General features: G+C 40.2%; 12 protein-coding genes. All 12 read right to left on the bottom strand.

Annotation, left to right across the window (positions count from 1 at the left end; all coding sequences use genetic code 11):
- Positions 1–321: 321 nt before the first annotated feature.
- A complete protein-coding gene (vex3, locus tag HT698_RS09425; protein ID WP_173218899.1) occupies positions 322–1,701 on the bottom strand; it encodes an ABC transporter permease subunit Vex3 in 1,380 nt (459 codons plus the stop codon).
- A 334-nt stretch (positions 1,702–2,035) separates the two neighbouring features.
- Complete coding sequence (vex2, locus tag HT698_RS09420; protein WP_050242291.1) at positions 2,036–2,668, bottom strand: ABC transporter ATP-binding subunit Vex2; 633 nt, start codon at positions 2,666–2,668, stop codon at positions 2,036–2,038.
- A gap of 126 nt (positions 2,669–2,794) precedes the next feature.
- Positions 2,795–4,072: an ABC transporter permease gene (locus tag HT698_RS09415; protein ID WP_173218901.1), complete on the bottom strand. Its 1,278-nt coding sequence runs from the start codon at positions 4,070–4,072 to the stop codon at positions 2,795–2,797.
- Positions 4,073–4,239: 167 nt separating this feature from the next.
- The gene (locus tag HT698_RS09410; protein WP_173264402.1) at positions 4,240–14,187 is read right to left on the bottom strand and encodes a Rib/alpha-like domain-containing protein; all 9,948 of its coding nucleotides are present in this window, start codon (positions 14,185–14,187) and stop codon (positions 4,240–4,242) included.
- A gap of 452 nt (positions 14,188–14,639) precedes the next feature.
- Entirely contained in the window at positions 14,640–15,104 is a 465-nt protein-coding gene (gene tnpA / locus HT698_RS09405) for an IS200/IS605 family transposase (RefSeq protein ID WP_173218912.1), read from the bottom strand.
- Between the two features lie 302 nt (positions 15,105–15,406).
- Positions 15,407–16,378, bottom strand: a complete 972-nt coding sequence (locus HT698_RS09400) for an Rpn family recombination-promoting nuclease/putative transposase (RefSeq protein WP_173218914.1) — start codon at positions 16,376–16,378, stop codon at positions 15,407–15,409.
- An 807-nt stretch (positions 16,379–17,185) separates the two neighbouring features.
- On the bottom strand, positions 17,186–18,070 hold the full coding sequence (locus HT698_RS09395) for a PucR family transcriptional regulator (RefSeq protein ID WP_173218916.1): 885 nt from the start codon (positions 18,068–18,070) through the stop codon (positions 17,186–17,188).
- A gap of 3 nt (positions 18,071–18,073) precedes the next feature.
- On the bottom strand, positions 18,074–18,460 hold the full coding sequence (locus tag HT698_RS09390) for a Mini-ribonuclease 3 (protein ID WP_173218919.1): 387 nt from the start codon (positions 18,458–18,460) through the stop codon (positions 18,074–18,076).
- Complete coding sequence (gene cysS / locus HT698_RS09385) at positions 18,453–19,796, bottom strand: cysteine--tRNA ligase (protein WP_173218922.1); 1,344 nt, start codon at positions 19,794–19,796, stop codon at positions 18,453–18,455. Before cysS ends, HT698_RS09390 begins: the two co-directional genes overlap by 8 nt.
- Before the next feature lie 81 nt (positions 19,797–19,877).
- Positions 19,878–20,762: a GNAT family N-acetyltransferase gene (locus tag HT698_RS09380; RefSeq protein WP_164226398.1), complete on the bottom strand. Its 885-nt coding sequence runs from the start codon at positions 20,760–20,762 to the stop codon at positions 19,878–19,880.
- A gap of 11 nt (positions 20,763–20,773) precedes the next feature.
- The gene (gene cysE, locus HT698_RS09375) at positions 20,774–21,391 is read right to left on the bottom strand and encodes a serine O-acetyltransferase (RefSeq protein ID WP_164226399.1); all 618 of its coding nucleotides are present in this window, start codon (positions 21,389–21,391) and stop codon (positions 20,774–20,776) included.
- A gap of 15 nt (positions 21,392–21,406) precedes the next feature.
- Positions 21,407–23,620, bottom strand: coding sequence for a polyribonucleotide nucleotidyltransferase (pnp, locus tag HT698_RS09370; RefSeq protein WP_120769868.1), 2,214 nt, complete (start codon positions 23,618–23,620; stop codon positions 21,407–21,409).
- Positions 23,621–24,305: the final 685 nt, after the last annotated feature.

Genomic DNA, 24,305 nt, shown 5'->3' with positions numbered 1-24,305 from the left:
ATGTTTATTTTTCCTCACTATTCTATATTTTCCAAGGTAGACCCTGCCTAGGTCTACTAGCCTATGTTTGCGATATGGATAGGCTTCTACAGATTTATCTATCTATTTTCAAGATAAGATTTCTATAGATTTTTATGCACGATTCCATATATAAGTTGCGAAACTCCTTTCTAATAAATTCCATAACCTTAGTATATCATATTTAAGTACTAAAGTACAAAGAAAGCAACTGAAAGCAATGATTTTCACCATTGCTTTCTACTTCATTTATCATTTTATAACTTTCAGTTGCTAGCCTCATTTTTCAATCTAGCATCAGTATTATTCACCATCGAGCAAGAGCTCTTTTGGTTGTTTTCTGAGGAGATTGCTTGATGCAAGTGCCATAACGAGAACCACTAGAACTAAAGCAAGGACAAAGACGATGATAAAGTCTGATGTCTGAATAGAAATGTCTAGGCTTGACAAGGTCTTGTTAAAGCCATCTACTTCTGCACCACCACCAAGGTTAGAGGCTTGAGCCGCCTTGCTAGCCTGTTTGGCAACACCTGAAGTCACATTGGCAAGAACAGTATTTCCAATTGCGCGAGCTGTGTAGTTGGCTAGGAAATATGATGCAACAAGAGCTGGGATAGCAATCAAAATCGATTCGGTGATGAATTGTCCCAAGATACTTGCCTGCTTGAGACCGATAGAGAGGAGAATTCCCACTTCCTTGCGACGGGCATTGATCCAAAGGCTGAGCAAGAGGGCAAGGAGAAGAACTGAGAAACTCAAGCTACCCCAGAAGAGGAGGTTGGCCATCTTGTACATACCAGAGATAGATTGCTCAAGAGCTGGGTAGTTAGACGAGCTCTTCACCAGTGTATAGCTCTTCCAGTTGATACCACTTATGCCATTCAACTCTTTCATAACATCATCCAAGTTCTTGTCCGCTGTTACAAAGAAGGTTGCGTCCCCATAAATAGCTGTGTCTTCTGTATAACCATATAGTTTAGCAGCAGTATGGATGTCTGTGATAGCTGTATTTTCGTAAAGCTCTTGTGAGTAAGTTACTGCCGACTTATTGTGACCATCAAAGAGTCCCTTGATTGTCACTTGGACTGTTTCCTTGGCACCTTTTTCATTGTCTGCGTCATAGATATTGGAGTCCAGTTTAACCTTGTCCCCTACTTTCCAGCCGTATTTGGCTGCCAAGTCCTTGTGCAGAAGAATCTTGTCCTTGTCATCGTTGGTTAGGTGCTCACCTTCGACCAGCTTATAAGAACCGGAAACAAACTTGTCTTCTTTAGAGGAGTCATTGACACCTGTAATCATCAAGCTACTTCCAAAATGTTTGGCACGGTCAGGTGTCAGATTTTTCTTGGTTTCTGGAGTTTCGATAAGTTCATATCCAGTCAAATCTCCGATAGCGTTGATGCGTTTCACATAAGACTCGATGGCCTTGTTTTCGGTGATTTTTTTGATGTCCTCACCCTTGATATTCCCAGCACCACGAGGCGTTCCTTGATTGACGCGACGATTGATTTGCATGGAGAAGCTATTGGTGATATTTTTAAAGGTCTCCTGAGAAGCCTTGGCAGTAGCTCCCTTGATTGACAAGCCGACCAAACTCAAGCTCGCCATGAGGAGAATAATCAGGAAGATGACAATCGATTTGAAAAACTTCCTTGTAACATAGGCAAATGCATTGTGTAACATAGGTTCCCTTTCTAGATGTTGTTCTATTTCAATGTCTTATAACTTATATAAATTATTTTTTTACTATTTCCCTTAGATTGTTCGGACGGGAGCAATTTCCTGTAGGAATTTCATCCCTAATTTTTGAGCCCTTCGCCCTTTAATTTCTATGCTCAGGCTAAAATAGTTCCCCAAACTATTTTACTCTCAAAAATTCCGACCTTGATAATAACTTTGTTATTATCTAGGCTATCACTACTGCGGGAAATAGTTGTTAAAGACTCACTTCGTTTATTATTACTTTACACGTATCTGGTTACCAACTAATACTATTTTAAAGTTTAATAACTAGATTCTATATTTCAGTCAGTTTCTTATCTTTCAACTCAAGTGTAATATCTGACGCTTGTGCCACTTCTTTGCTGTGGGTTACGACGATGACACATTTACCTGTTTTCTGGGCAAGTGATTTGAGCAGTTCGACAATATCTCCAGCAGTTTTAGGGTCCAGATTTCCCGTTGGCTCATCCGCTAGAATTACTGGAGCTTCTGAGACCAAACTACGAGCAATGGCAACACGTTGTTGTTGGCCACCTGACAACTGGAGAACATTCCGCTTGATCTGACTTTCATCCAAACCAAGCTCAAGAAGTGTATCCTTGCTTGCTTTTTTGTTGACCAAGCGGATATTTTCCAGTGGAGAAAGATAATCTATCAAGTTATAATTTTGAAAAACCAAAGAAATATGGTGCATGCGATGGTAAGAATATCCCTTCTTACGAATGTCCTCTCCTTGAAAAAGGATCGAACCTTCAACAGGACTATCTAAACCAGCAAGGAGGGACAAGAGAGTGGATTTTCCTGCTCCTGACTCACCAATAATACTGTAAAATTTCCCGGGTTCAAAATTATAATTGATCTGATATAGGACTGCTTCAGCAGTGTTCTTATAACGGTAGGTAAGATCTTGTAATTGTAATAAAGTCATGATTTCTCCTTCTTATACTCAATGAAAATCAAAGATTAAACTAGGAAGCTAGCCGCAGGTTGCTCAAAGCACAGCTTTGAGGTTGCAGATACAGCTGACACGGTTTAAAGAGATTTTCGAAGAGTATTAACTAATAGATGATAAAATTTCCTTAGGCGATTTTCTAAATAAGAATAGGAAACAAAGGGCTACAGATAAGCAACTAATCAACAACAGAAAGACATAGGATTCTGCAAAAAATAGGATGCTGGCTGATAACCTGCTTGCTTTAGCTAGCGTATCTTGTAAACTTGCCTGATCTCCACTGGATAGGACAGTTTGGAGTAGGTAAGATGTGATGGCGTTTCCTGCAACAAATGCTGGAAGCAAAGCTCCAAGAGATACCAAAACTACCTCTAAACAGAATTGTAGGAAGATCGAGCTCTTGCCTTTTCCAAGTGCAAGTAAAATCCCCACTTCATAGACCCGTTCTCTCAACCAGAGAGACAAAACCAGAATTAAGGCTCCTGCTCCTGCTATCAACATCCCATAAAGGAAAATAGTCAGGAAGGTTTGGAAGGTTGCAACTGAATCTTTGATTTGTTCAAAGGCTTTGTTTTCCTTCTCGACTTGGTAGCCTTGACTTTCCAAGGTCAAGTTTTCCACCTGCTTCATGAGTCCATCCATTTCCTTAGGATTTTCTACATAGAGGCGCGCTGCACTGACTTGCGGTTCACTATTTCCCAAAAGAGTTTGGCTACTGTCATAGTCTGTAAAGACTTGATTTTCACTGAAGTCAGAAGACAAGCCTGTGAATTTCTCCTGTTTTTTACCAGAAAAGATGCCAACGATTTCATACTCAACTGTGTGTCCTTTACCAGTTTCTGACTGACCAGCATCTAAGGCAATCTTGTCATGAAGCGAAAGACCGTTCTTCTTAGCTAACTCTTCGTGGATGATGATTTTCTTGGAATCTCCTTTTTGAAGGTGTCGCCCTTCTTTTAGATTGAAAGCTGAACTGGTAAAGGTGACATCCTTGGATGAATCTTCAAGAGCCGTTAAGCTAACCAAGTTCTTATCTGCAGCGGACAAATCATCACGCTCCACGCTCTGCTCACCACTCACCGCTTCCTTGTCTTTTAGTTTTGCAATCGTCTCCAGTTCAGGAGAAACATTTTCCAGTCCCTTAATCTTGTTTACAGATGCTAGATCTGACAACTTGAAGGTCTGACCATTTTCTATCTTCTTAATAGAAAAAGAGGTATTGAGTGATTTGTACAGATTGGTTTCTACTGTTTTGTTGGACTTCATCAGCGTCAAACAGGCTGAAATTCCGGCCAATAGGACCAATAAAATCAGAAATAAAATAAAACTTCTCAGCCGCTTTCTGCTGACATAAGCCCAAGCTCTTTGGATTGGATTCATTTGTCACCTCCATATTTGTAAGACTATTATAAAACCCAAATATGAAATGTTTATGAAATACGAAAAAAGAACTAGAATTTTCACAAATGAGTGATGTTTCTAGTTCTTTTTGATTTACAAAGACTTTATGCAGGGAAAGCTACTAAGGATCAGATGAGATCCTCTATTTAAGCTTCCTCTTCATCGTCTTTTTTCTTTTTGGCAAATAGCAAACCAAATGCGCCAAGAAGAGATAGAACTCCGAATGCACCTGTAGCACGATCTGCTTTCGTACCAGTATTTGGCAATACTGCTTGCTGTTGAGAAACTGATGAATCAGTTTCTGACACTTCATTCGGCAATTGAGTAGGTACTTCAACTGTTTGACTTGGTTGTTCAGCCGGCTGAGTAGCTGGCACCTCAGCAGGGGTAGCAGTATCTGGTCTAGGATTCGTATCGTCAGATGGTGTAGTTGGTCTTTGTTGACTGTCACTTGTTGGTCTAACTGGACTCACTTTTCTGAAGATGTGAGTTACAACATCACCTTTAGTTTCTGTTCTTACAAATACATAACCTTCAATTTCACCATGTTCGTATGCTTCATTGGCTTCACCTGGTACTGATGGAGCTTTAGCATCCGCAGGTTTCAACTCATTGCCATTTTCATCAATCCATTTAGTGATGATTAACTGAACTTTAGGTAATTCCGCTGGATCTGGAAGTTCACCATTTACTCCGCCTGCGAAGTCTGGTCGTTCATGAATAGGTGAGTCAGGTGTATTTACTCCTCCATTGAATTTTGGCAATTCTTCTTGAGTTTCTGGTCCTCCATTCACTCCACCATTAAATTCTGGAAGTACTGGTTGAACTTCTGGTACACCATTTATATTAGTTTCTTTCACTGTGATCGTTACTGGAACTTCTTCACTTGTACCATCTGGATATGTCACTACTACTACTGCGTCATGGTTTCCTTTTTCAGTTGTGGTTGGTGTTTCTTTCCATTCAATTCTTGTGTTCTCTGGTAAGTCAGCTACATTACTGATGCTGTCTTTCGCTTTTGGCGTGTCTCCATTGTCTACCGTTTGTTCTTTTGGTGTTGGGTCGTTTTCATCTTTTTGTTTTCTTACTTCAACATACACAGTCAACTCATTACTTTCTCTTCCTTGGCTATCAGTAGCTTTTAGAGTAACTGTATAAATGCCAGGGGCTGTTGCTTTTCCTGGTGTCTCTGTTAAACCAGATACGATCTCTATTGTTGATGAGCCGTATGGTTTATTATTCGTATCTGTAGCATTATCTTCTGCATCTGTTACTGTCACTAATTCTTTTAACAAGTCGGCTGTCAACGTTGTTCCAGAATCATAAACTTTTCGATTAGCTTCAGTAGTTCCTTCTGTTCCTTTATGTGCTAGAACAGGCGCTGTATTCGTAACATTAGCGACTTTCCAGTTTCCAGCAGCCATTGGGTCTTGTCCTGCTTCTGGTTGATATTCTACACGCAAACCTAGTCCTTTGCCGTAGGTTGCTGTATTATCCCCGTTAGCAGCTTCTTCTCTAATGTGAAGTTTCTTACCGTTGCTTTCTTCATTAAGTGGAATAGTAATAACACTTTCTGCTGGATTAGATTTACTTGCAATAGAAGTAACTGTTCCAACATATCCATTTGCATCTGTCACAGTTGCATTATCAGCACGAGTTGCATCTGTGTGCCAAGTACCATCTGCGCCACGTACAAGAGTGATACCGTTTGGTTTATCCCCTGTTTCTTGGTTATTATGGAATCGTAATTCAACTCGTTTAGCATCATGCGGAACTGTAATATCAATATGCTTGCTACCTGCAATTGTAGGTGTTACAGAGTAAGAACCCATTGAGACTTCTTTTGCATCACTTGTAGTAGAGATTGTCGTACCTGCAACCTTATTCTCTACTGTAATACCTGATGGTTTGGCAGTTTCTCCATTTTTAGCAACTGATTGGCGAAGTTTTACATTGTCTGGAAGTTTAGCTGTCCATTTATCTCCAGTGATCGTCACGCGCCCATCAGTACTAGATAGAACTGTTTTCTTTTCATCGTTAAGATGAACTTCGACTACTTTATTAGCATCGTCAAATCCACCTAATGTACCACTTAGTGTACGACTAGTTGAAGTGACCGTAGTTGCGTCAAAAGTTGGTTTTTGAGGAGTGACTTGGACATCATTACTATTTGCAGATGATAAGTCATAAGCAGTATTTCCACTGCCACCCGCAACTTTAACCACCGCATGAACCTTTTCTCCAAGAGTCAGATTAGACGTATAATTAGTAGTATCGAAATGAACTGAACCTGCTCCATTAGTTACCTCATCGCGACTTAACTCTTTAGAAGCAACTTTGTTACCGCCTTGGTACAATTCCACCGTTACCTTAGCATTTTCCTCTAACTGATTAGCTGTTGGAATATTACTAACGGTAACCGCCGGTTTAGTAGCTCCTTTACCATGGAAAGCGTCTGTAGCAATTGTCGGCGCTTGTGGCTTGACCGTTACATTCACAGTAATATTTTGGTCATTGTAGTTATTCGTACCATCTCCGCGAGCATCTTTTACAGTATAACCATACCAAACGTTGACATTTTCGTTTCGTTTACCGATTTTATTTTCAGGAGTGTAGTCACCATTTCTATACCAACCAATGAAAGTTTTGTCTGGATTTGGCACATTCGGATCACTTAACTTGACAGATTTTTTTGCAGTAAGCTTACTAAATTCTGTACCGACCGTTGTCTCGATAGAGTTTTTTCCAGTCTCATAATTTGCTTCATTACCATAAGTCCTGAAGGTAACTTCTTTTGTAACACTTCCTACACCATTTGGATATGTTACTTTAATTGTTTTAGTCGTTATACCCGCTGTTGTACTTGTATCAGCAGGTGCCCCACCTTCAAATTCAACACGAGTTCCCTCTGGTTTTGCTCCTCCTTCAAACGCTATATAGTAATCTGGAGTTACAGGATTAAAGGTACCTCCACCTGAAACTAATCTTGACGTCAACGGTTGATCAACAATTTCATGGTAGGTCTTCACTTCTGTTCCGCCTACCTTACGATAAGTTACTTTTGGATATACCGTTACCGGAACCTCTACCTCTGTCGAAGTATAACCTTGCGCACTCACTGTTACGGTTTTATGCGTAGTTTCTACTGTCGTTGTTGTTGGTTGGCCATCCTTCCAAGCAACACTTGGATTTGTTACCCCTGTAGGAACTTCCACAAACTTACTTGCAGTGGCTACATTTGGAATAGCACTATCTTTAATCGCATAAATCGGTTTAGGCTTCACAGCAGCTATAGAGATTGTTTTCTCAGCTTTATTCCCATTCTTATCTAGGACTGTTACTTTAACTTCTTGTTTAGTAACGGTGTTTAGTGTTCCTTTGATTGATTTTTTAGCTGAATCGTAAGTTAGACCAGTTGCTCCTGTTGGTAAAGTAACCTTGATATTTGAATCGTCTACACCTACACCATCATCTGATAACCCAAGAGAAAAATCAAATGTTTTTCCAACACCTACAAGCGTATTGTTTAAACCGATAGTTGGATTATCTTGTTCGCCATTATTAGCATCCGCTTGATTACGATTACTTAAAACATCTTGTGCTGAATCAGTTGAACTCACACTTGTTCTATCTTTAACGATATAATCTTTCAGTGTAATTGCACCAGTATCGCCATTTATAGTAACGCCGTCTTTTTTACCTTGCGTAATCATCCATTTATTGTTAGCACCTTTACTAGCAACAATCTTTGTAGCTTCATGCGCAGTTTTTGTTACAGTTCCATTTTCTTGCAAGTGATTTGTGTCCGCTGGAGTGTATATCACTTCCAATTTATCGACAGTTGTTTCATTCGCTGGTGTTACTGTTACATCTCCGTTATTGTTTGGAGTTACCGTTGGAGCTGTTGGCTTAACCCTAACCGTTACATTAATTGTCTTAGAAGATTTTGCTTGTGTTGCGGCTGGTTGTGCTTCAGTTCCTGATTGAGATGCTGGTAACGTTACTCTTACTTTATAAGTTCTTACTCCCGGTGTATTTGTATCTGTACTTCCTACCCATTCATAAGTTGTTCCTTCTGGCAACGGATCTGAGCCATCAACTTTTTTGACTGCAGCCTCAGCTTGATTAACAGTTAGAGCCGCTCCCTTATCCACTGTAACTCCATTACTATCAGTAATGTCAAACACTTTATGAACAACTCGCTCTGTATATTCTAGATTACCTGTTGTTGGACTATTTGTAAAACGACCATAGTTATACTTACCACCAAATGTATAACTTGTTGAACCTACTGAATCTTTTGAAAGAGCCGTTGAAAAATCATCTCCTCTTTTCTCAACATTATCACTTCCTTTATAAATCCAAGTCATTCCATCAGGAATAGTTCCTCCATTATGATAATATACAGATGAACCTCCACTACGTGCTGTATCTGGATTTTTAAAATCATAAAGCGTACGAGCAATTGGGAATGTATTTAAAACTTTATAAGTTAAAGTAACTTTTTGAGTTCTATTTTCTCCGAAATTAACAGTCGCTTCTACCGTTTTTGTCTCTTCTTTTCCATTTCTTATACTGTTAGTTTCGAGAGCAGCTGTGACAGTTGCACCTTGTGGTAAATCTTGAAGCGTATTACCCTCTCGAACTTGAATAAATGTCTTCAAGTCACCTGCAGAAATACTTTCCCCACGTACAACATTAATTGTCTGACGTGCAACTAGGTTATATCCAACTCTAAAGAAACCAAGACTTTGACCATCGCTATTATCTCCGTGACTCTTATTACCAGAAGCATCTGTTGTTTTTGCAAATACTTCATAAGTCGCCGGGTTAACTTCTTTTTTCAGACGTGTAATGACATCTGTTTTTTCAACTCCATTTTCTACAATGAGCGTTTTAGTGTTACCCGTTTTAACCCACATATTTAATTTGCTACGAACAGTATTAGTAGTAGTATTAGTAGTAGCATTCGTCGCATCATCTTTGTCGTAGTTATCTGTTACTTTGGCTAGGTTCTTGAATGATGTATTTTCAGCTAAACGATTTGCTTGAGCACTTGTAGTTGATAAATTATTCGTAGTCGAACGAGTTACATCTGGCTTAGTTGGATCTACTGGCACAAAATACACATTAATCACATTCGTATTATCTGCATTTGTTGTACCACGATCTTTTAACAACTGATCACTTGTATATTTCGGCATTAGATATAATTGTTGTTTTACAATTAGTGACTTACCATCTGCCTTTTTAACAACATTATTGAAAGTGATAGCCTGTGCACCATTTGCAGCAGAAATTGTATCACTACCTAAAGTAGTTCCTACAATATTTCCATTATTGATATCTTTTCTGTTAACTGCCACAAGTTTATTAGCTGTATTATCAACTTGTACATTTCCTCCATAATTCGATGGATCAACTATATCTAGCATATTAACGCTACTATTGTTGTGATAGAAATACCCTGTGCTTCCATCACGGCGATAATTATCTCTGTTGCCTTCTCCATTAGCTTTATCAGTACCATGTACTACTGCTAATGAAGGTTGTCCAGTAGCTTTATTAGTTTTTGGAGTTGCTGTAAGTTTTTTCAAAATGTCGTTTGTGTTAATGATAGCATTCCTATCACCTGCTGTTGCATCAAATTTATAAATTAAACTCTTACCATCTGCACTCCATTCAAATCCAGGATCTGTTGGACGTATTTTACCATTAGTACCACTAGGGAATGAGATATTATAATCATCACGAATATGTGCAAATCTTGTAACCACACCTGTCTTAGGATCAATTTGCAGTTCTGCCACTTTGTTATCTCTTACAACCGCTGTGATTAAACCTGTTGCTGAAATATTAATATCATTAACACTCTTACCTTGTAGTACACCATTTTTATTTGCTTCCAAGATTGCATTTTTAATCGCATTTTTTTCAGCTTCTGATAGTACACCGTTTCTATTCAAATCTTGTACTTGTACGATTTTTTTACCTTCAGCTAGATTATTAAGCGCAACTCTTCCAGTTACCGTAGCACTATTACTATTATTCGAATTTACTGTATAAGAATTTGAATTTCCTACTACTTTTACAACTGCATGAACTTGTTGCCCTTCTGTCAAATCTTCAGAAAAATCTCTATCAGAAAACGTTGTTGAACCATTTCTCTCTGAAACAATCTTACTAGCTACTTTTCTATCACCTTGATAAAGTTCAACCGTTACACTTGCTCCATTTTGAAGTTGTGAATCAGTAGGAAGACCACTTACAGTTACATCTGGTCTTCTCCCTGCTGTACCATAGAATTGTGCATCCGTTAATGTTGGAGCATTTGGACGAACGTTAAATTCAATCGTCCTTTCCAAGTAACCTCTTCCTGCTACTTGGCTAGTATCACCTGTTAGATCATTTGGGTTCGTTGGTAATTCTTTAGCCCTAGGATCATCAGGGAAATACGCTCTAGCCTTAACCGAGTGTTTACCAATCTTATCAAAAGAAACTGTTTCACTAAGATTTTTACCGTTTAAATAACGGAATTTCATGCCACTAGGGAAATAACTATCATTATGAACATTTTCTCCATCTGTTGTTCTTAAATAATTATTTGGATCTACACTATTTTCACCCAAACCTAAGACATCCGCACGAGTAGTAGCATTAACTTCTGTACCTCTATTTTCAAATTCTAAATCGACTACTTTCACCTTGAATTTAAGAGTAGCTTTATTCCCTTTATCTACACTTCCTGTCCCATCGTCTGAAACTTTTAATGTCACAACATGCTCACCAAGAGAAGCATCCGCAGCAACCTTTCCACTAATATTAACAGTTGCTTCATGCCCTTCTGTCGCTCCTGTTTTCTTAACAACAGGATCACCTTGGAGACTAACCCCTTTCGGCAATCCACTTTCAGCTTTCAGATTAACAGTCCCATTTTCTCCATTATCTGAAACCTTTAAAGGTACATCAAATTTAGCACCTCTAAAAACAGTTACTACCGGTGCATTTTGTTCACTATCTGATAAAACTGATTCTTTATTACTATCTGTTGGATTTTTTAACTTCACAGTTGGAGATACTACATCTCTCGGTTTAACTATAACTTTTAATAATTTCGGTGTTGAACTTTCAGTAGTCCAGTTTTGTCGTGGACTATTGTCTCTAGCTTTTATTGTAACTGTAAAACCTGTTGACGGATAATCATATTCTCCATTAGTTTTTTTATTTAATCTTAATGTAAGTAATGCTGTAGCGTCTGAATCTTTACCGAAAGCTGAGAATATTGTTGAACCTCCATTATAGCTTCCACCGCTAATACTATAATCAACAGTTTTGTTATCTCCGACTACACTGAACTCACCAAAACCACTTCCACCTTGATTATCTTCAATTTTAACATTTAACTTAATTTCACCCTTTACTTGATCGGCTAATAAAGTCAACTCTCCATTTGAGTTCCCTTGTTTCCATGTAGTTCCATCTTTAACACTAATTGTTGGTGGAGTTCTATCTTCATTCTTTGCTGTAGCAGTAGCCTTATCACTCATAAACTCATCTACAGCTTTTGCTTGAGCTTGGGCTTCTACTATACTATTATCTACAACACTATTTGCCGGAATAGTCACCGTCCCTTTACTTTTATCAATTGTAATATTTGTTCCACCTGTCACTGTCCAGGTAGAACCTTGCTTATTAGCAGTAATTTCCGTCTTCTGATTATTAGATTCTTCAATATACTTAACAGTTAAATAGTCAGCATTTCCGCTAGGAGTTACTGTCACAGAACCATCATTATTAGCAGTAACGGTTGGCGTTGCAGTACGCTGACGAATTGTTTGTGTACGTTCATCACTAGCATCACTATTTCCGAAGTAAGATTTCGCTGTAACCTCTGTTCCAACTTGAACTTTTCCTGCTTTTAATGAGAATGAATCTCCATCGATTTGAATTCCATCCGCACCATTCCCACTACTAGTCCACGTTCCGTCTTTAGGGTTGCGTTCTAAAGTTACCGTTTTCTTTTCTTTTCTATTATTCGTATAAGAAAGTTCTACCTTGTCCACGTTTTTATTTTTATCCTTATCAAGATAAGGAGTTACTGTCACGGTTCCATCATTATTAGGTGCAACTGTCGGAGCATTCGGCTTTTCTTGTAAACCTCTCGCCATGAAGTATTGCAATCCAGAAGAATATTCATATGACCTCATTCCTGCAGCATAATAAAGTGGTGCATATTTGTTATCTGTGTGAGTTTTATAAGAAATTGTTACAATACCCGATCCATCATATTTTAAATAATATAATTGGTCAGTATTTTCTTTTAATCCGTCTAAATTTCTTTTCGCTTTATCTTTTACACCATCAGAAATTGCTGTACTCCAATCAGCAGTACGTCTACCTTTGTGAAAAGCAGGCCCTAAATAGTAATAAGCATTCGAAGATCTAGAGTCGTCTGGTGTTGTTTGAACTCTACCAGTAGATCCGATAATAAAATTGCTATCCGTTACATCTGTCACACTATCAAAAGCGTCAGTAAAATGATGATGTTTAGCATCTCCATAATCCGCTTCCGTAGCTTCTAAATGCTCCTTTATTTTGTTCCGCCATCCTGTATCTAAATTGAAACCGCCAAGTGACCTACTGCCTGTCTTTTGTCTTGTAACACCAAGAGTTTCACCCATAGTGTGTCCTTTAGGCAATGTAAACCAATATAGAGCATGTTGGTGATTGTGATTATGAGTATTGAAAGTAACAGTCCAAATATAATCGCCATCAACTTTAGGGTCTTTTTTTACTGTTATCTTAGCCTCTTTCAAAGCTTCTTCTACAGGTTTTTCATCATCATGTGAATATAATTTATCTTGAGTGCCTCTTCTCATCGCATACAAATAAGTCTCAGCAGGCAAGTCTGAACCATCACCATTTTGAACAATATACGCCCTTTTTGTATTAAGACCAGTCGGATTAGCTCTAAAGTCTGACCCTGATTTCATGGGTTTGCTATTTCGCAAATCACGTTTTCCTGATTTTTCACGAGTAAGTGCTAAGGCAAGTTTCTTCTCAGCTTGCTTTCCTTTTTTGAGGAGTTCTTCAATTTCAGCTGGTGTTAACTGAGGTTGTAATACACTAGCTTCAATTGATTTAACAATTTCTTCCACTCCTTCTAAAAGTTTCTTGGTCTCAGGACGTGTGATTTCATTTGCCTGTATCAGATAGGCAGATAAATCCTTTGAAATCGTTTTCAATTTTTCTTTGTTCTGATTATCACTAACTTCTGACTTTGAAAGTTTAGTTGATGGAGTCCTAACTTCTCCATTAGTTGATGCTACAGGATTCTTCTCTAGGACTTTTGTAACAGCTTCCTTTGGAGTTAGTACAGTCCCCTCTGGAGTAGCCAGCCTAGTGTTTGTCAGACCTGCTTTTTCTAAGACTGGAGGAGTTGAAACTTGAGGTGACAAAGCTTCCTTGACCCGACGAGTCAGGTCTTCCATGAGTTTGACTTGCTCATCAACCTGTGCTTGTGTCGCTTTTGGATTCTCTAAGACCGCCTTAGCCTTTGCGAGACCTTCTTCCACTTCAGTGTGGAGAGCCTTCATAGAGTCTAAGGTCAGATTTGCCAACAAAGCTTCTAGGGTGCTTTGTGTCGATTTGGCTGCACTTGTGTCAGCTACTGGCGCTGATACTTCCTGATCCTTTTCCTTCGTCACTTGAGGAACTTCTGCGTTCTCATCTATCTTAGTCTCGGGCTGAGGACTTTTAACTTCAGCTTCTGATTCTTCTTGACTTCCTTCTTCAGTTTTAGCTTCTGGAGCGCTAGATTCTCCTGCTGATTTGAGCTCAACTGGCTGTTCAACTACTGCCGTTTTCTCAGGACTCTCCTCATCTGAATCCTGTGGATCCCCATCTGAATTTCCAGAAGGTCCAGCAACTACATCACTAGCTGTTACTGGAGACACTGCAGGGGCCTGCGCTTGCACCCCATTCGCAAAGAACATCAGAGCCGCCACCGCAACACTAGCAGCCCCAAAATGATATTTCCTTATTGAGTAACGGTAAATTTTTTCACCATTATCATCACGATATGATTTTCTCATTATCTTACCTCTCGTTTTTCCTTTCTGGAGGTACCAAAAAATACCCCCCCCTTAAATATTTTAGGTATTTAAAGAAAGGATATGTTTCTTTTTATTCCCACACTTGTCAAAAGACAAATTCCGAGATAGTATTATTATATCCTATTTTCGCAAATTTGAACAGCAAAACGCGAAGTTTTTAGCAGTCTCGTGGAGACGTTAAAAAAGTAACAAAAAAGCCGATATAATAGCATTTTCTCGCGATTATATATATATATGCACACCCTTATCTATCAACCTTATTATGGATAATATTTTAAATTTAATATAAATCATGACCACCCGTCAAACGGGTGGTTTGTCCCAGGGCTATAAGCCCAAATTACCAGCCAGCGCCTAAAGACGCTGGCTTTCACTTTGTTCAAGCCTTACTGCTCTTGACTCGTCACTTACCTCTCAAAGAGGCTTTAGTATTACTCACCACTATCCCTAAAGGGATCCTCATACTCTTTTACACTTAATTTATCTAGTGCTATATCATGCTTTTCCTGCTCTTGAATATATTTCTTAATTGTGGCTTCATTGAGTCCCACCGTACTCACATAATAACCTTCCGCCCAGAAATGCCGATTCCCAAACTTGTACTTGAGATTGGCGTGTTTGTCAAACATCATGAGTGCACTTTTTCCTTTTAAATAACCCATGAAACTCGAAACACTTATCCTTGGTGGAATACTTACTAACATGTGTACATGGTCTGGCATTAAGTGACCCTCAATAATTTCAACTCCTTTATAACTACACAAGCGATGAAATATTTCGCCTAAACTACTTCGATATTGATTATAGATGACTTTTCGTCTATACTTAGGGGTGAACACAATGTGATACTTACAGTGCCACTTTGTGTGCGATAAACTATGAGCCTTTTGTGCCATATTTTTCTCCTTTCGCTTTACAATTGGCTTGAACACCTTTATTGTATCGCGTTCGGAGTTTTTTGGGTATAACCTTCGACGCGCACCCGCATAGCGGGTGGTTTTTTTGTCTCGCACCTAACGGAGCGAGACAGACTGAAAGTCACATAATAAAAAACAGACCCTATCTATAGAAAGATAAAATCCGCCATTTTTTCTATATAAAATCAGCAGAACCATTCTGCTGAAAATCGTGAAATATAATGTAAGTTTCCTAGCACTCTGATAAGATTTTAAGAGAAAAGCTAGATACATCCCCTAACTTACAAAAGCGCCTCAAACTCAGCGATAGTCATACCCAGTTGCTGACTGGCAACTTCAGGTGTCAGAAGACCTTGATGGACTAAATTTAGTAGCATAGACAAACTTCCTTCAACTTTCCCACGCTCCAGTCCCCGTTCAAGACCTTCTTCTCGCCCTTTTTCAATACCCTCTGCACGGCCACGTTCAAGTCCACGCTCTAAACCTTGTTCGATACCTTCCGCCCTAGCTGTTTCCAAGGCATAGTCCTGTGCCAACAAGGCTTGTTCTTCTCGCATACGTAGTTGACTAAACATTTTCCTGTCCTCCTCGGACCAGCTCTTGTAGTCCAACAGTTGATCTGCTTGGCTGATAGCTCGCTCAGGTTGTTGGGTAAAGGGTTTATTCCCGAAAAACTCCAACCACGGCTTGCGAACCTCGTCTTTGCTGGTTGCTCTATATTTTTTTAATTCCAAGAACGCCATCTTGACCAGATGGTTTTCTTGTCCGTTATTGGTGATAGTTAAAACCTCACCTGTCGTATCTTCTCGCATACTAAAGCTGTGAAAAGCCAAATCGTCCGAGAAGTAGTTGCTATCTACAATTGCGATTGCGTAAACTGGTGCGATGTGTTTGTAACTCTGGTGTGTATCACCTTCTCGTTGGCGAATTTTTTCAAGATTTTGATTGACCTGACTACATAGGTAAGCCCACAGGCGATTGATGAAAAAATTCTGATGATGCACCTGAATCTCAATAATTACTTGCGTCCCATTATCCAACTCCGCCAAGACATCTATACTGGTATAGAAATCCTGCGCTGAGTAGGGCAGGGAAGGCAAGACATGAATGTTACTTCCCTCCAAAATGGTCACATTTTTGGCTGGCAAGTCCAGCATATCGCGAATAAATTGACAAGTGATTTCTGGATTGCTAAAGATTTTCTTAGCAACCAAATCATTAGTTGGGCTGATGCCCGGATGTCTGAGAATCATCCTTTTCCTCCTTTTATTATACCACAGTTTTATACTCAGTGAAAATCAAAGAGCAAACTAGGAAACTAGCCGCAGGTTGCTCAAAACACTGTTTTGAGGTTGCAGATAAGACTGACGAAGTCAGTCACATATATACGGCAAGGCGACGTTGACGTGGTTTGAAGAGATTTTCGAAGAGTATTAAATCTAGGTTTACTAGATTCACTGCTACTATCTATTTATTCGGAAAAGAAAGGAGAAAGTTAAAAATTTTTAGACTTCACAGGTTGAAATTTACATAAAAAAGCAGCTGATTCTTTTTTGATTCTACCATATTTCTAGCGATTACTACTATAAATAGGATACATTCCAGTTTCTAGTAGAAAAGGACTCTGAAAAGCAAACAAAACCCAGTATTAGGAAAAGTTAAATCTTATCTGAAAATGACTAGCTCTCAAGCTATAGTTTTGTGTCTAGATATAAGTATCACTAGGAAAAACTCCATAACTAAACACACCAAAATTGGATGTTCCCACTATGAAAGACCTCTTCAAACTACGTCAACTTTGCTTTACCTAGAGCTTCAAAAGGACGTTTTGAATCATCTGCTGGTAGATTTATTCATTGATTTTTAATCTTCTAATACTAAACAAAAATCAAACAACTATAGTAAAATAACATAAAATTTACATAAATAGATTTGGAGAATCAAAGCAACTTCTAAGAATGTTTTAGCAGTCACAGTGTACTTTCCCAGCATCAATCCACTATAACTCTGCACATAAAAATGGAGAAGATGGCAATCCTCTTCTCCAAATATTAACTTCTTTACAAACCAACTATAGTTGACAAAGAACCTAAAATCAATTGATAACACAGGGTCAGGTCGGTCAACTCTTTCAACTGAAGCCCTGTCAACTCTTCCCATTTATCAATCTTGTATTGGAGAGAATTGCGGTGCAGATAGAGTTGCTGGGCTGTTTTTGTTAGGACAGCACTATTTTCCCAAAGGGAGAGAATGATTTCCTGAATCTGATCTTGATCCAAAATCATCTGGTGCAAGCATTCTTTAATGACTCTCAGGTCCACAATTCTTTCTCCCATACTCCAAAGATAGAGTTGTGAAAAGGTATGAACACCTTGGTGACCCTGACGCCACCAAGTCTTAAACAAATCTCGCTCTGCTTTAATCAAGTCTGATAGGGCTTGATGGCCTGTCTGAGACCAAACCTGACCCAACATGATTGACAGACGAAGTCCAAAGTCATACTCAACCGCTTCAATCGTATCACTTAAAATAGCTCGTACAGAGGTGTATTTGTCTTGCTGAAGCACGAAAACATAATCCTGAGCTCCAACCTGAAGCACTGTCTGACAGTTAGGAAAAAGGGTCCGCATCATATCCAGCCAAGAAGCTAGATTTTCCTGCTGAAAATAGGAAAGATGACAATAAACCAACTGAATCTTTTTAAAAGTTTGTGGTGCCTGTCCCTTCCCCTCAATCAAAAAAGAATACCAAGGATTGAGCGAACGAGCCTGCTCCTGCTGGGTCAAAAGAGCAACCAACTGCTTTTCACGCTCGCTAAGCCCAGCTTCATCCAGCAAAATCCACTGCTGAGAAGCTAAAGGGAGAGTGAGATAGCCCTCTTTCTCTACTGGTTGGTCTGAAATCTGAGCTTCAGGAAACCAGTCTTGTAGTTCTTTTGCAATCATGTCCTAGTCCTCCACTTTTTGGATACACCACGAAATCAAGCTCTCAAGACGTTCTAGATTATCAGTCATATGGAGATAGCCCATGACGGCTTCAAAACCTGTGGACATACGGTAAGTCACCACATCAGCATTTTTGGCCTTGGTGTGACTATTGGTATTGCGACCACGTTTGTATATTTCTTCTTCTTTTTCTGTTAAGACCTGCTCCTCTAACATAAGGGAAATCAAGTGTGCCTGAGCCTTGGCTGATACATACTTGGTCGCTTCTTGGTGGAGTTTATTGGGTTTGGTCATGCCTTTGAGGATGAGGTGACGACGAATATACATAGAATACACCGCATCTCCCTCAAAGGCTAGCGCAATCCCGTTAATGAGATTGACATCAATCACGTGTCCACCTCACTCCATCTTTGGTGTCAAGGAGTTTAATTCCTTGAGTAGCCAATTGGTCACGGATCTGGTCTGCCGTGGCAAAGTCACGATTGGCACGCGCTTCTTGGCGTTTTTGGATCAAGGCTTCAATTTCTGCATCCAAAACCTCCTCAACAAAGACAATTCCAAAGACTTCCAACATATCTGCAAGAGCTTTCTTAACACTTGCATTATAGTTGCCTGAGTTGATCCATTTGGCCATTTCAAAAACTACTGTAATACCGTTGGCAGAGTTGAAATCCTCATCCATAACCGCTACAAACTTATCTTTAAAATCTTGCAACTCTTGGGTGTCCACATTTCCTGTAAATGGTTGCTCGTAAGTGTTCTTTAAATACTTGAGATTTGTCTCTGCATCCCGCACTGCCTTTTCCGTAAAGTTGATAGGCTTGCGATAGTGTTGAGTCGCAAAGAAGAATCGAAGGACTTGGCCATCAAGGGTTTTAAGGGCATCATGGACGGTGATAAAGTTGCCCAAAGATTTAGACATCTTGACATTATCGATATTGACAAAGCCATTGTGCATCCAGTAGTTAGCAAAAGTCTTGCCTGTTTTAGCTTCAGATTGGGCAATTTCATTGGTGTGGTGAGGAAACTCTAGGTCAGCTCCACCACCGTGAATATCAATAGTATCGCCCAAAATCTCTGTTGACATAACCGAACACTCGATATGCCAGCCCGGACGACCAGGTCCCCAAGGACTGTCCCAAGAAATCTCGCCTGGTTTGGCAGATTTCCATAGGGCAAAGTCTACAGGATTTTCCTTGCGAGCCGTTTCTTCATCGGTACGACCTGAAGCACCCAGCTCCAAGTCTTCCAAGGTTTTATTGGCCAACTTAGCATAGTTGTGAGATTTTTCCACACGGAAATAGACATCTCCTTGACTCTCGTAGGCAAAGCCTTTTCCAATCAAATCTTCCACAAAGCGGATGATGTCAGCCATAAACTCCACCACACGCGGATGGCGGGTCGCAGGTTTGACGCCCAAGGCTGTCACATCCTCACGAAAGGCAGCGATGTACTTGTCCGCAACTTCCTGAGACGTGATGCCCTCTTCCTTGGCACGGTTGATAATCTTATCATCCACATCCGTAAAATTGGAAATATAGGCAACCTCATAACCACGGTACTCAAAGTAACGTCGAATGGTATCAAAAGCTACCGTCGAACGGGCATTCCCCACGTGGATATAGTTGTACACCGTTGGCCCACAAACATACATCTTGACCTTACCGTCCTCAATCGGGACAAATTCTCGCAAATCACGAGACATGGTGTCATAGATTTTAATCATAAATCATAGTCAGGAAATCCAAAATCCAAGAACAATTAGTTTCATTACTAAGAGTTCAATTGAATTTCAGTCCGAATGTCTCTACACTTCGGAATCCCTTGCTCCTTTCTCATTCAGATAAACCACCTGAGTCTGTTTGACAAAGCCAATTTTTTCATACAAGCGCTTGGCACCTACGTTGCTATCCTCTACTGCAATCTGAAATTCCTTGTCATTTTGCTCAATTAGTTGGTTAACGATGGATTTTGCTAAGTAGCTTCCATAGCCTTTTCCATGTTCAGGTTCAGATATTGCTAAACCGTAGAAGTAATTCGTATCGCTCGATAAATCAACCGTGCAAGTCCCAATAACCTGACCGTCTTTTAATAAAATATATAAGCGACTTTCTGGATCTTTCAGAGCTTCAGAGACATATCTATCCACAACTTCTCTCGATTCATGTTCCTCTGAAAATGCCTGAAATTTTAACTGACTAATTTGATCCTGATACGAACTATCTGCTAACAAAACTTCAAGATGGGAAATGGTTGCTAACGGATAAGGTTTTCTATCCTTACCTAACCAAGTTTCTGTATCCTCGTCCTCGACCAATCCCCAGTTGCTGACAAAATCAGGATGGCGATCTAGAAAAACACGCTCTGTCTGAAAAGTAACTGAATGAATCGGAAAAGAGGCTGTTTCTCTCTCAAAACTAGTAAACAATGCACGCGCAATTCCCTGACAGCGACGATCTGGATGAACCAGTATCGTCACTTCTACATCTTGGTCATCAGCATAGACAGTTAAGAGACCAACAAGTTCGCCTTTTTCATAATAAAGGAAAAAGGCGGGCATGTTTGGGTCAAAATTAAGCATGTTAGAGAGATAGGGATCACGATAGGTACCGTCATAGTTTTGGCAACAGTTAATTAGTTTTTTCGCCTCAGATAACTCCTCTTGGCTTAACTTGTTTCTTGCTTGAATCATATAGGTATCCTCTACAAACCAGACGATCTGTGACTTGCTTCTTTAGCCTGCTCGAGTTTATTGACATAATACTCTCGTTTTTCTTCGACTTCGTGAATAACAGGCTCATCTTTCTTACCATGAAGACGGACAATCTTGGCCGGAATACCGACAACCGTCACATCACTAGGTACATCTGCTACGACAACTGCTGCAGCACCGACCTTGGCATTTTCACCGATTTCCACTGGTCCGATAACTTGGGCATGTGCTGATATAAGGGCACCCTGACGAACGGTCGGATGGCGTTTGCCACAGTCTTTTCCTGTCCCACCAAGAGTTACTCCGTGGTAAAGCATAACACCTTTTTCAACAATCGCTGTCTCTCCAATCACCAGACCAGAACCATGGTCGATAAAGACACCTGAATCGATCTGAGCTCCTGGATGAATCTCAATCTGAGTCCAAAAGCGCCAAAACTGACTATGCATACGAGCTAAGAGCTTAAAGCCATGCTTCCAGAGAAAATGCGAGAGACGGTGGGCCGCCAAGGCCTTGACACCTGGATAAGTCAGCAAAACCTCCAAAGTGGTGCGGGCCGCTGGATCATTTTCTTTTACGATATCAATGGTTTCGCGCCACCATCCCATACATTTCTCCTTTTCTTATTCTGAATCTTTTGGTGTTTCTGTAAATTCTTTCTTAGGTTTGTGATCCTTGTGATGACGTGGGCGGTGAGGACGCTCTGATTTTTCACCTTTTTCATCACGTTCAGGTTTTGGAGGACGAGGAAGAAGGGCTTTCATAGAAGCATCCACACGTCCTTTTTCATCAATCTTGATAACCTTAACATCAACTTCATCCCCGATTGCTACCAAGTCTTCGACATTATTGGTACGCGTCCAAGCCATCTCAGAGATATGAACAAGGGCATCTGTCTTATCAAAGAGGTTAACAAAGGCACCAAATTTCTCGATACGAACGACTTTAGCACGGTAAACTTCATCTACTTTGGCTTCACGGACCAAACCAGCAATAATTTCTTTAGCACGGTTAATAGCATCTTGGTCGCTAGAGTAGATAGACACATTTCCTTCTTCGTCGATATCAATCTTAACGCCTGTTTCAGCGATAATCTTGTCGATGGTTTCTCCACCCTTACCGATGACAATCTTGATCTTGTCCACATCAATCTTGATGGTATCAATTTTCGGAGCAGTTGGAGCCAATTCTGGACGAACTTCTGGAATGGTTGCTTCAATCACATCAAGGATTTCAAAACGCGCTTTCTTGGCTTGGGCAAGAGCTTCCGTCAAAATTTCTGCAGTGATCCCTTGGATCTTGATGTCCATTTGAAGGGCTGTAATCCCATCACGAGTACCAGCAACCTTAAAGTCCATGTCTCCAAAGTGATCTTCCAAACCTTGGATATCTGTCAATACTGTGTAGTTATTTCCATCTGAGATAAGTCCCATGGCAATCCCTGCTACTGGTGCCTTGATTGGCACACCACCAGCCATAAGGGCAAGAGTTCCCGCACAGATAGAAGCTTGAGATGAAGAACCATTTGATTCCAAAACTTCTGCTACTAGACGGATAGCGTATGGGAATTCTTCCAAGCTTGGCAAGACTTGAGCAAGGGCACGCTCACCAAGAGCACCGTGACCGATTTCACGACGACCAGGTGCACCGTAGCGTCCAGTTTCCCCTACAGAGTATTGAGGGAAGTTATAGTGGTGCATAAAGCGTTTCTTGTACTCAGGGTCCAAACCATCAATGATTTGAGTTTCACCCATTGGGGCCAAGGTCAAGACTGAAAGAGCCTGAGTTTGTCCACGAGTGAAGAGACCAGAACCGTGTACACGAGGAAGGAAGTCAACAACCGCATCCAAAGGACGGATTTCATCGACCTTACGACCGTCAGGACGAACCTTGTCTTCTGTGATCAAACGGCGCACTTCAGCGTGTTCCATTTGTTCCAAGATTTCAGCCACATCACGCATGATACGGTCAAATTCTTCATGGTCCGCATATTTTTCTTCGTAAACAGCAGTTACTTGGTCTTTGACTGCTTGAGTTGCAGCTTCACGAGCCAATTTTTCTTCTACTTGGACAGCTTTTTGGAGGTCGCTGTTGTAGGCTGCGATAATTTCAGCTTGCAAGTCAGCGTCCACATGAAGCAATTCTACTTCTGCTTTTTCCTTACCGACAGCTGCAACGATTTCTTCTTGGAAGGCAATCAATTCTTTGACTGCTTCGTGCCCTTTAAGGAGAGCTTCCAACATGATTTCTTCTGACAATTCTTTAGCACCAGACTCTACCATGTTGATGGCGTGTTTGGTACCAGCTACTGTCAATTCAAGAAGCGATTGCTCTGCTTGTTCTTGACTTGGGTTGATAATGATTTGGCCATCTACATATCCTACTTGTACCCCAGCGATTGGGCCGTCAAATGGAATATCTGAAATGGAAAGTGCCAAGGATGAACCAAACATAGCTGCCATAGGTGCAGAAGCATTTTCATCATAAGAAAGCACGGTGTTGATGACCTGTACTTCATTACGGAAACCTTCCGCAAACATTGGACGGATTGGACGGTCAATCAAACGCGCTGTCAAAGTCGCATCTGTTGAAGGACGTCCCTCACGTTTCATAAAGCCACCAGGAAACTTCCCAGCCGCATACATTTTTTCTTCGTAGTTGACTTGAAGAGGGAAGAAATCCCCAGTTGCCATTTTCTTAGACATAACGGCAGCAGTCAAGACAGTTGACTCACCGTAACGCACAACAACTGCGCCATTTGCTTGCTTAGCAACCTGACCAGTCTCTACAATTAACTCACGACCCGCAAAAGTCGTTTGAAACACTTGTTTTGTCATTTTAATCCCCTTTGGATTGATGAAATTATACGCCTTGCCTACAAAGATCAAGATACTAAGGGCGTGAAGAATCCCGTATGAAAATAGGAGATTGACGCAGTGTGCGATGCGCACCAAGAAATCTATCTTTTTCACTAGGGATTTAGCCCGTGTTCAATTACTCAAGATACTAAGCCGTTAAGCAACTCAAAGGAAAATAGGAAATCGAACGACGGAGCGAATGCTCCTAGGTAGATTTATCTTTTTCCACAGAGTTGTAGGCGTGTTCAGTTACTCAATATATTTTGGACGGTTCGGCTTGCCGAATATTTCTGTAGAAAAATAGGAAGGTGACGCCGCACTCGATGAGTGCTAGTAAGCTTATCTTTTTTCCTAAGAAATGAGGCCAAAATTCAATTAAGTATCTTTTTGATATTTCCCTGAAATAGTGCGGACGGGAGGTAAAATTATCCAGTGGATGATTTTAGAAATCCAATGGAATTTCAATGGTAATTTTTAATTACTTCGCCTTCTCATTTCTATGCTCAGGCTAAAATAGTTTCCCGAACTATTTTACTCTCAAAAATCCCGTCTTAGATAATAATATTGTTATCATCTAAGATACCACGATAGCGTGAAATATCTTTTAAATACTCACTCTGTTCGTGTTTTTTGAGACACACATTATTAGATTTTGTTTAAAAAA

Origin of the sequence: Streptococcus sp. 3109 (genome assembly GCF_013276905.1) — a bacterium.
Taxonomy (GTDB): Bacteria; Bacillota; Bacilli; order Lactobacillales; family Streptococcaceae; genus Streptococcus.
The sequence above is the reverse complement of the archived record's forward strand: the minus strand, read 5'-3'. Positions and strand labels throughout refer to the sequence as shown.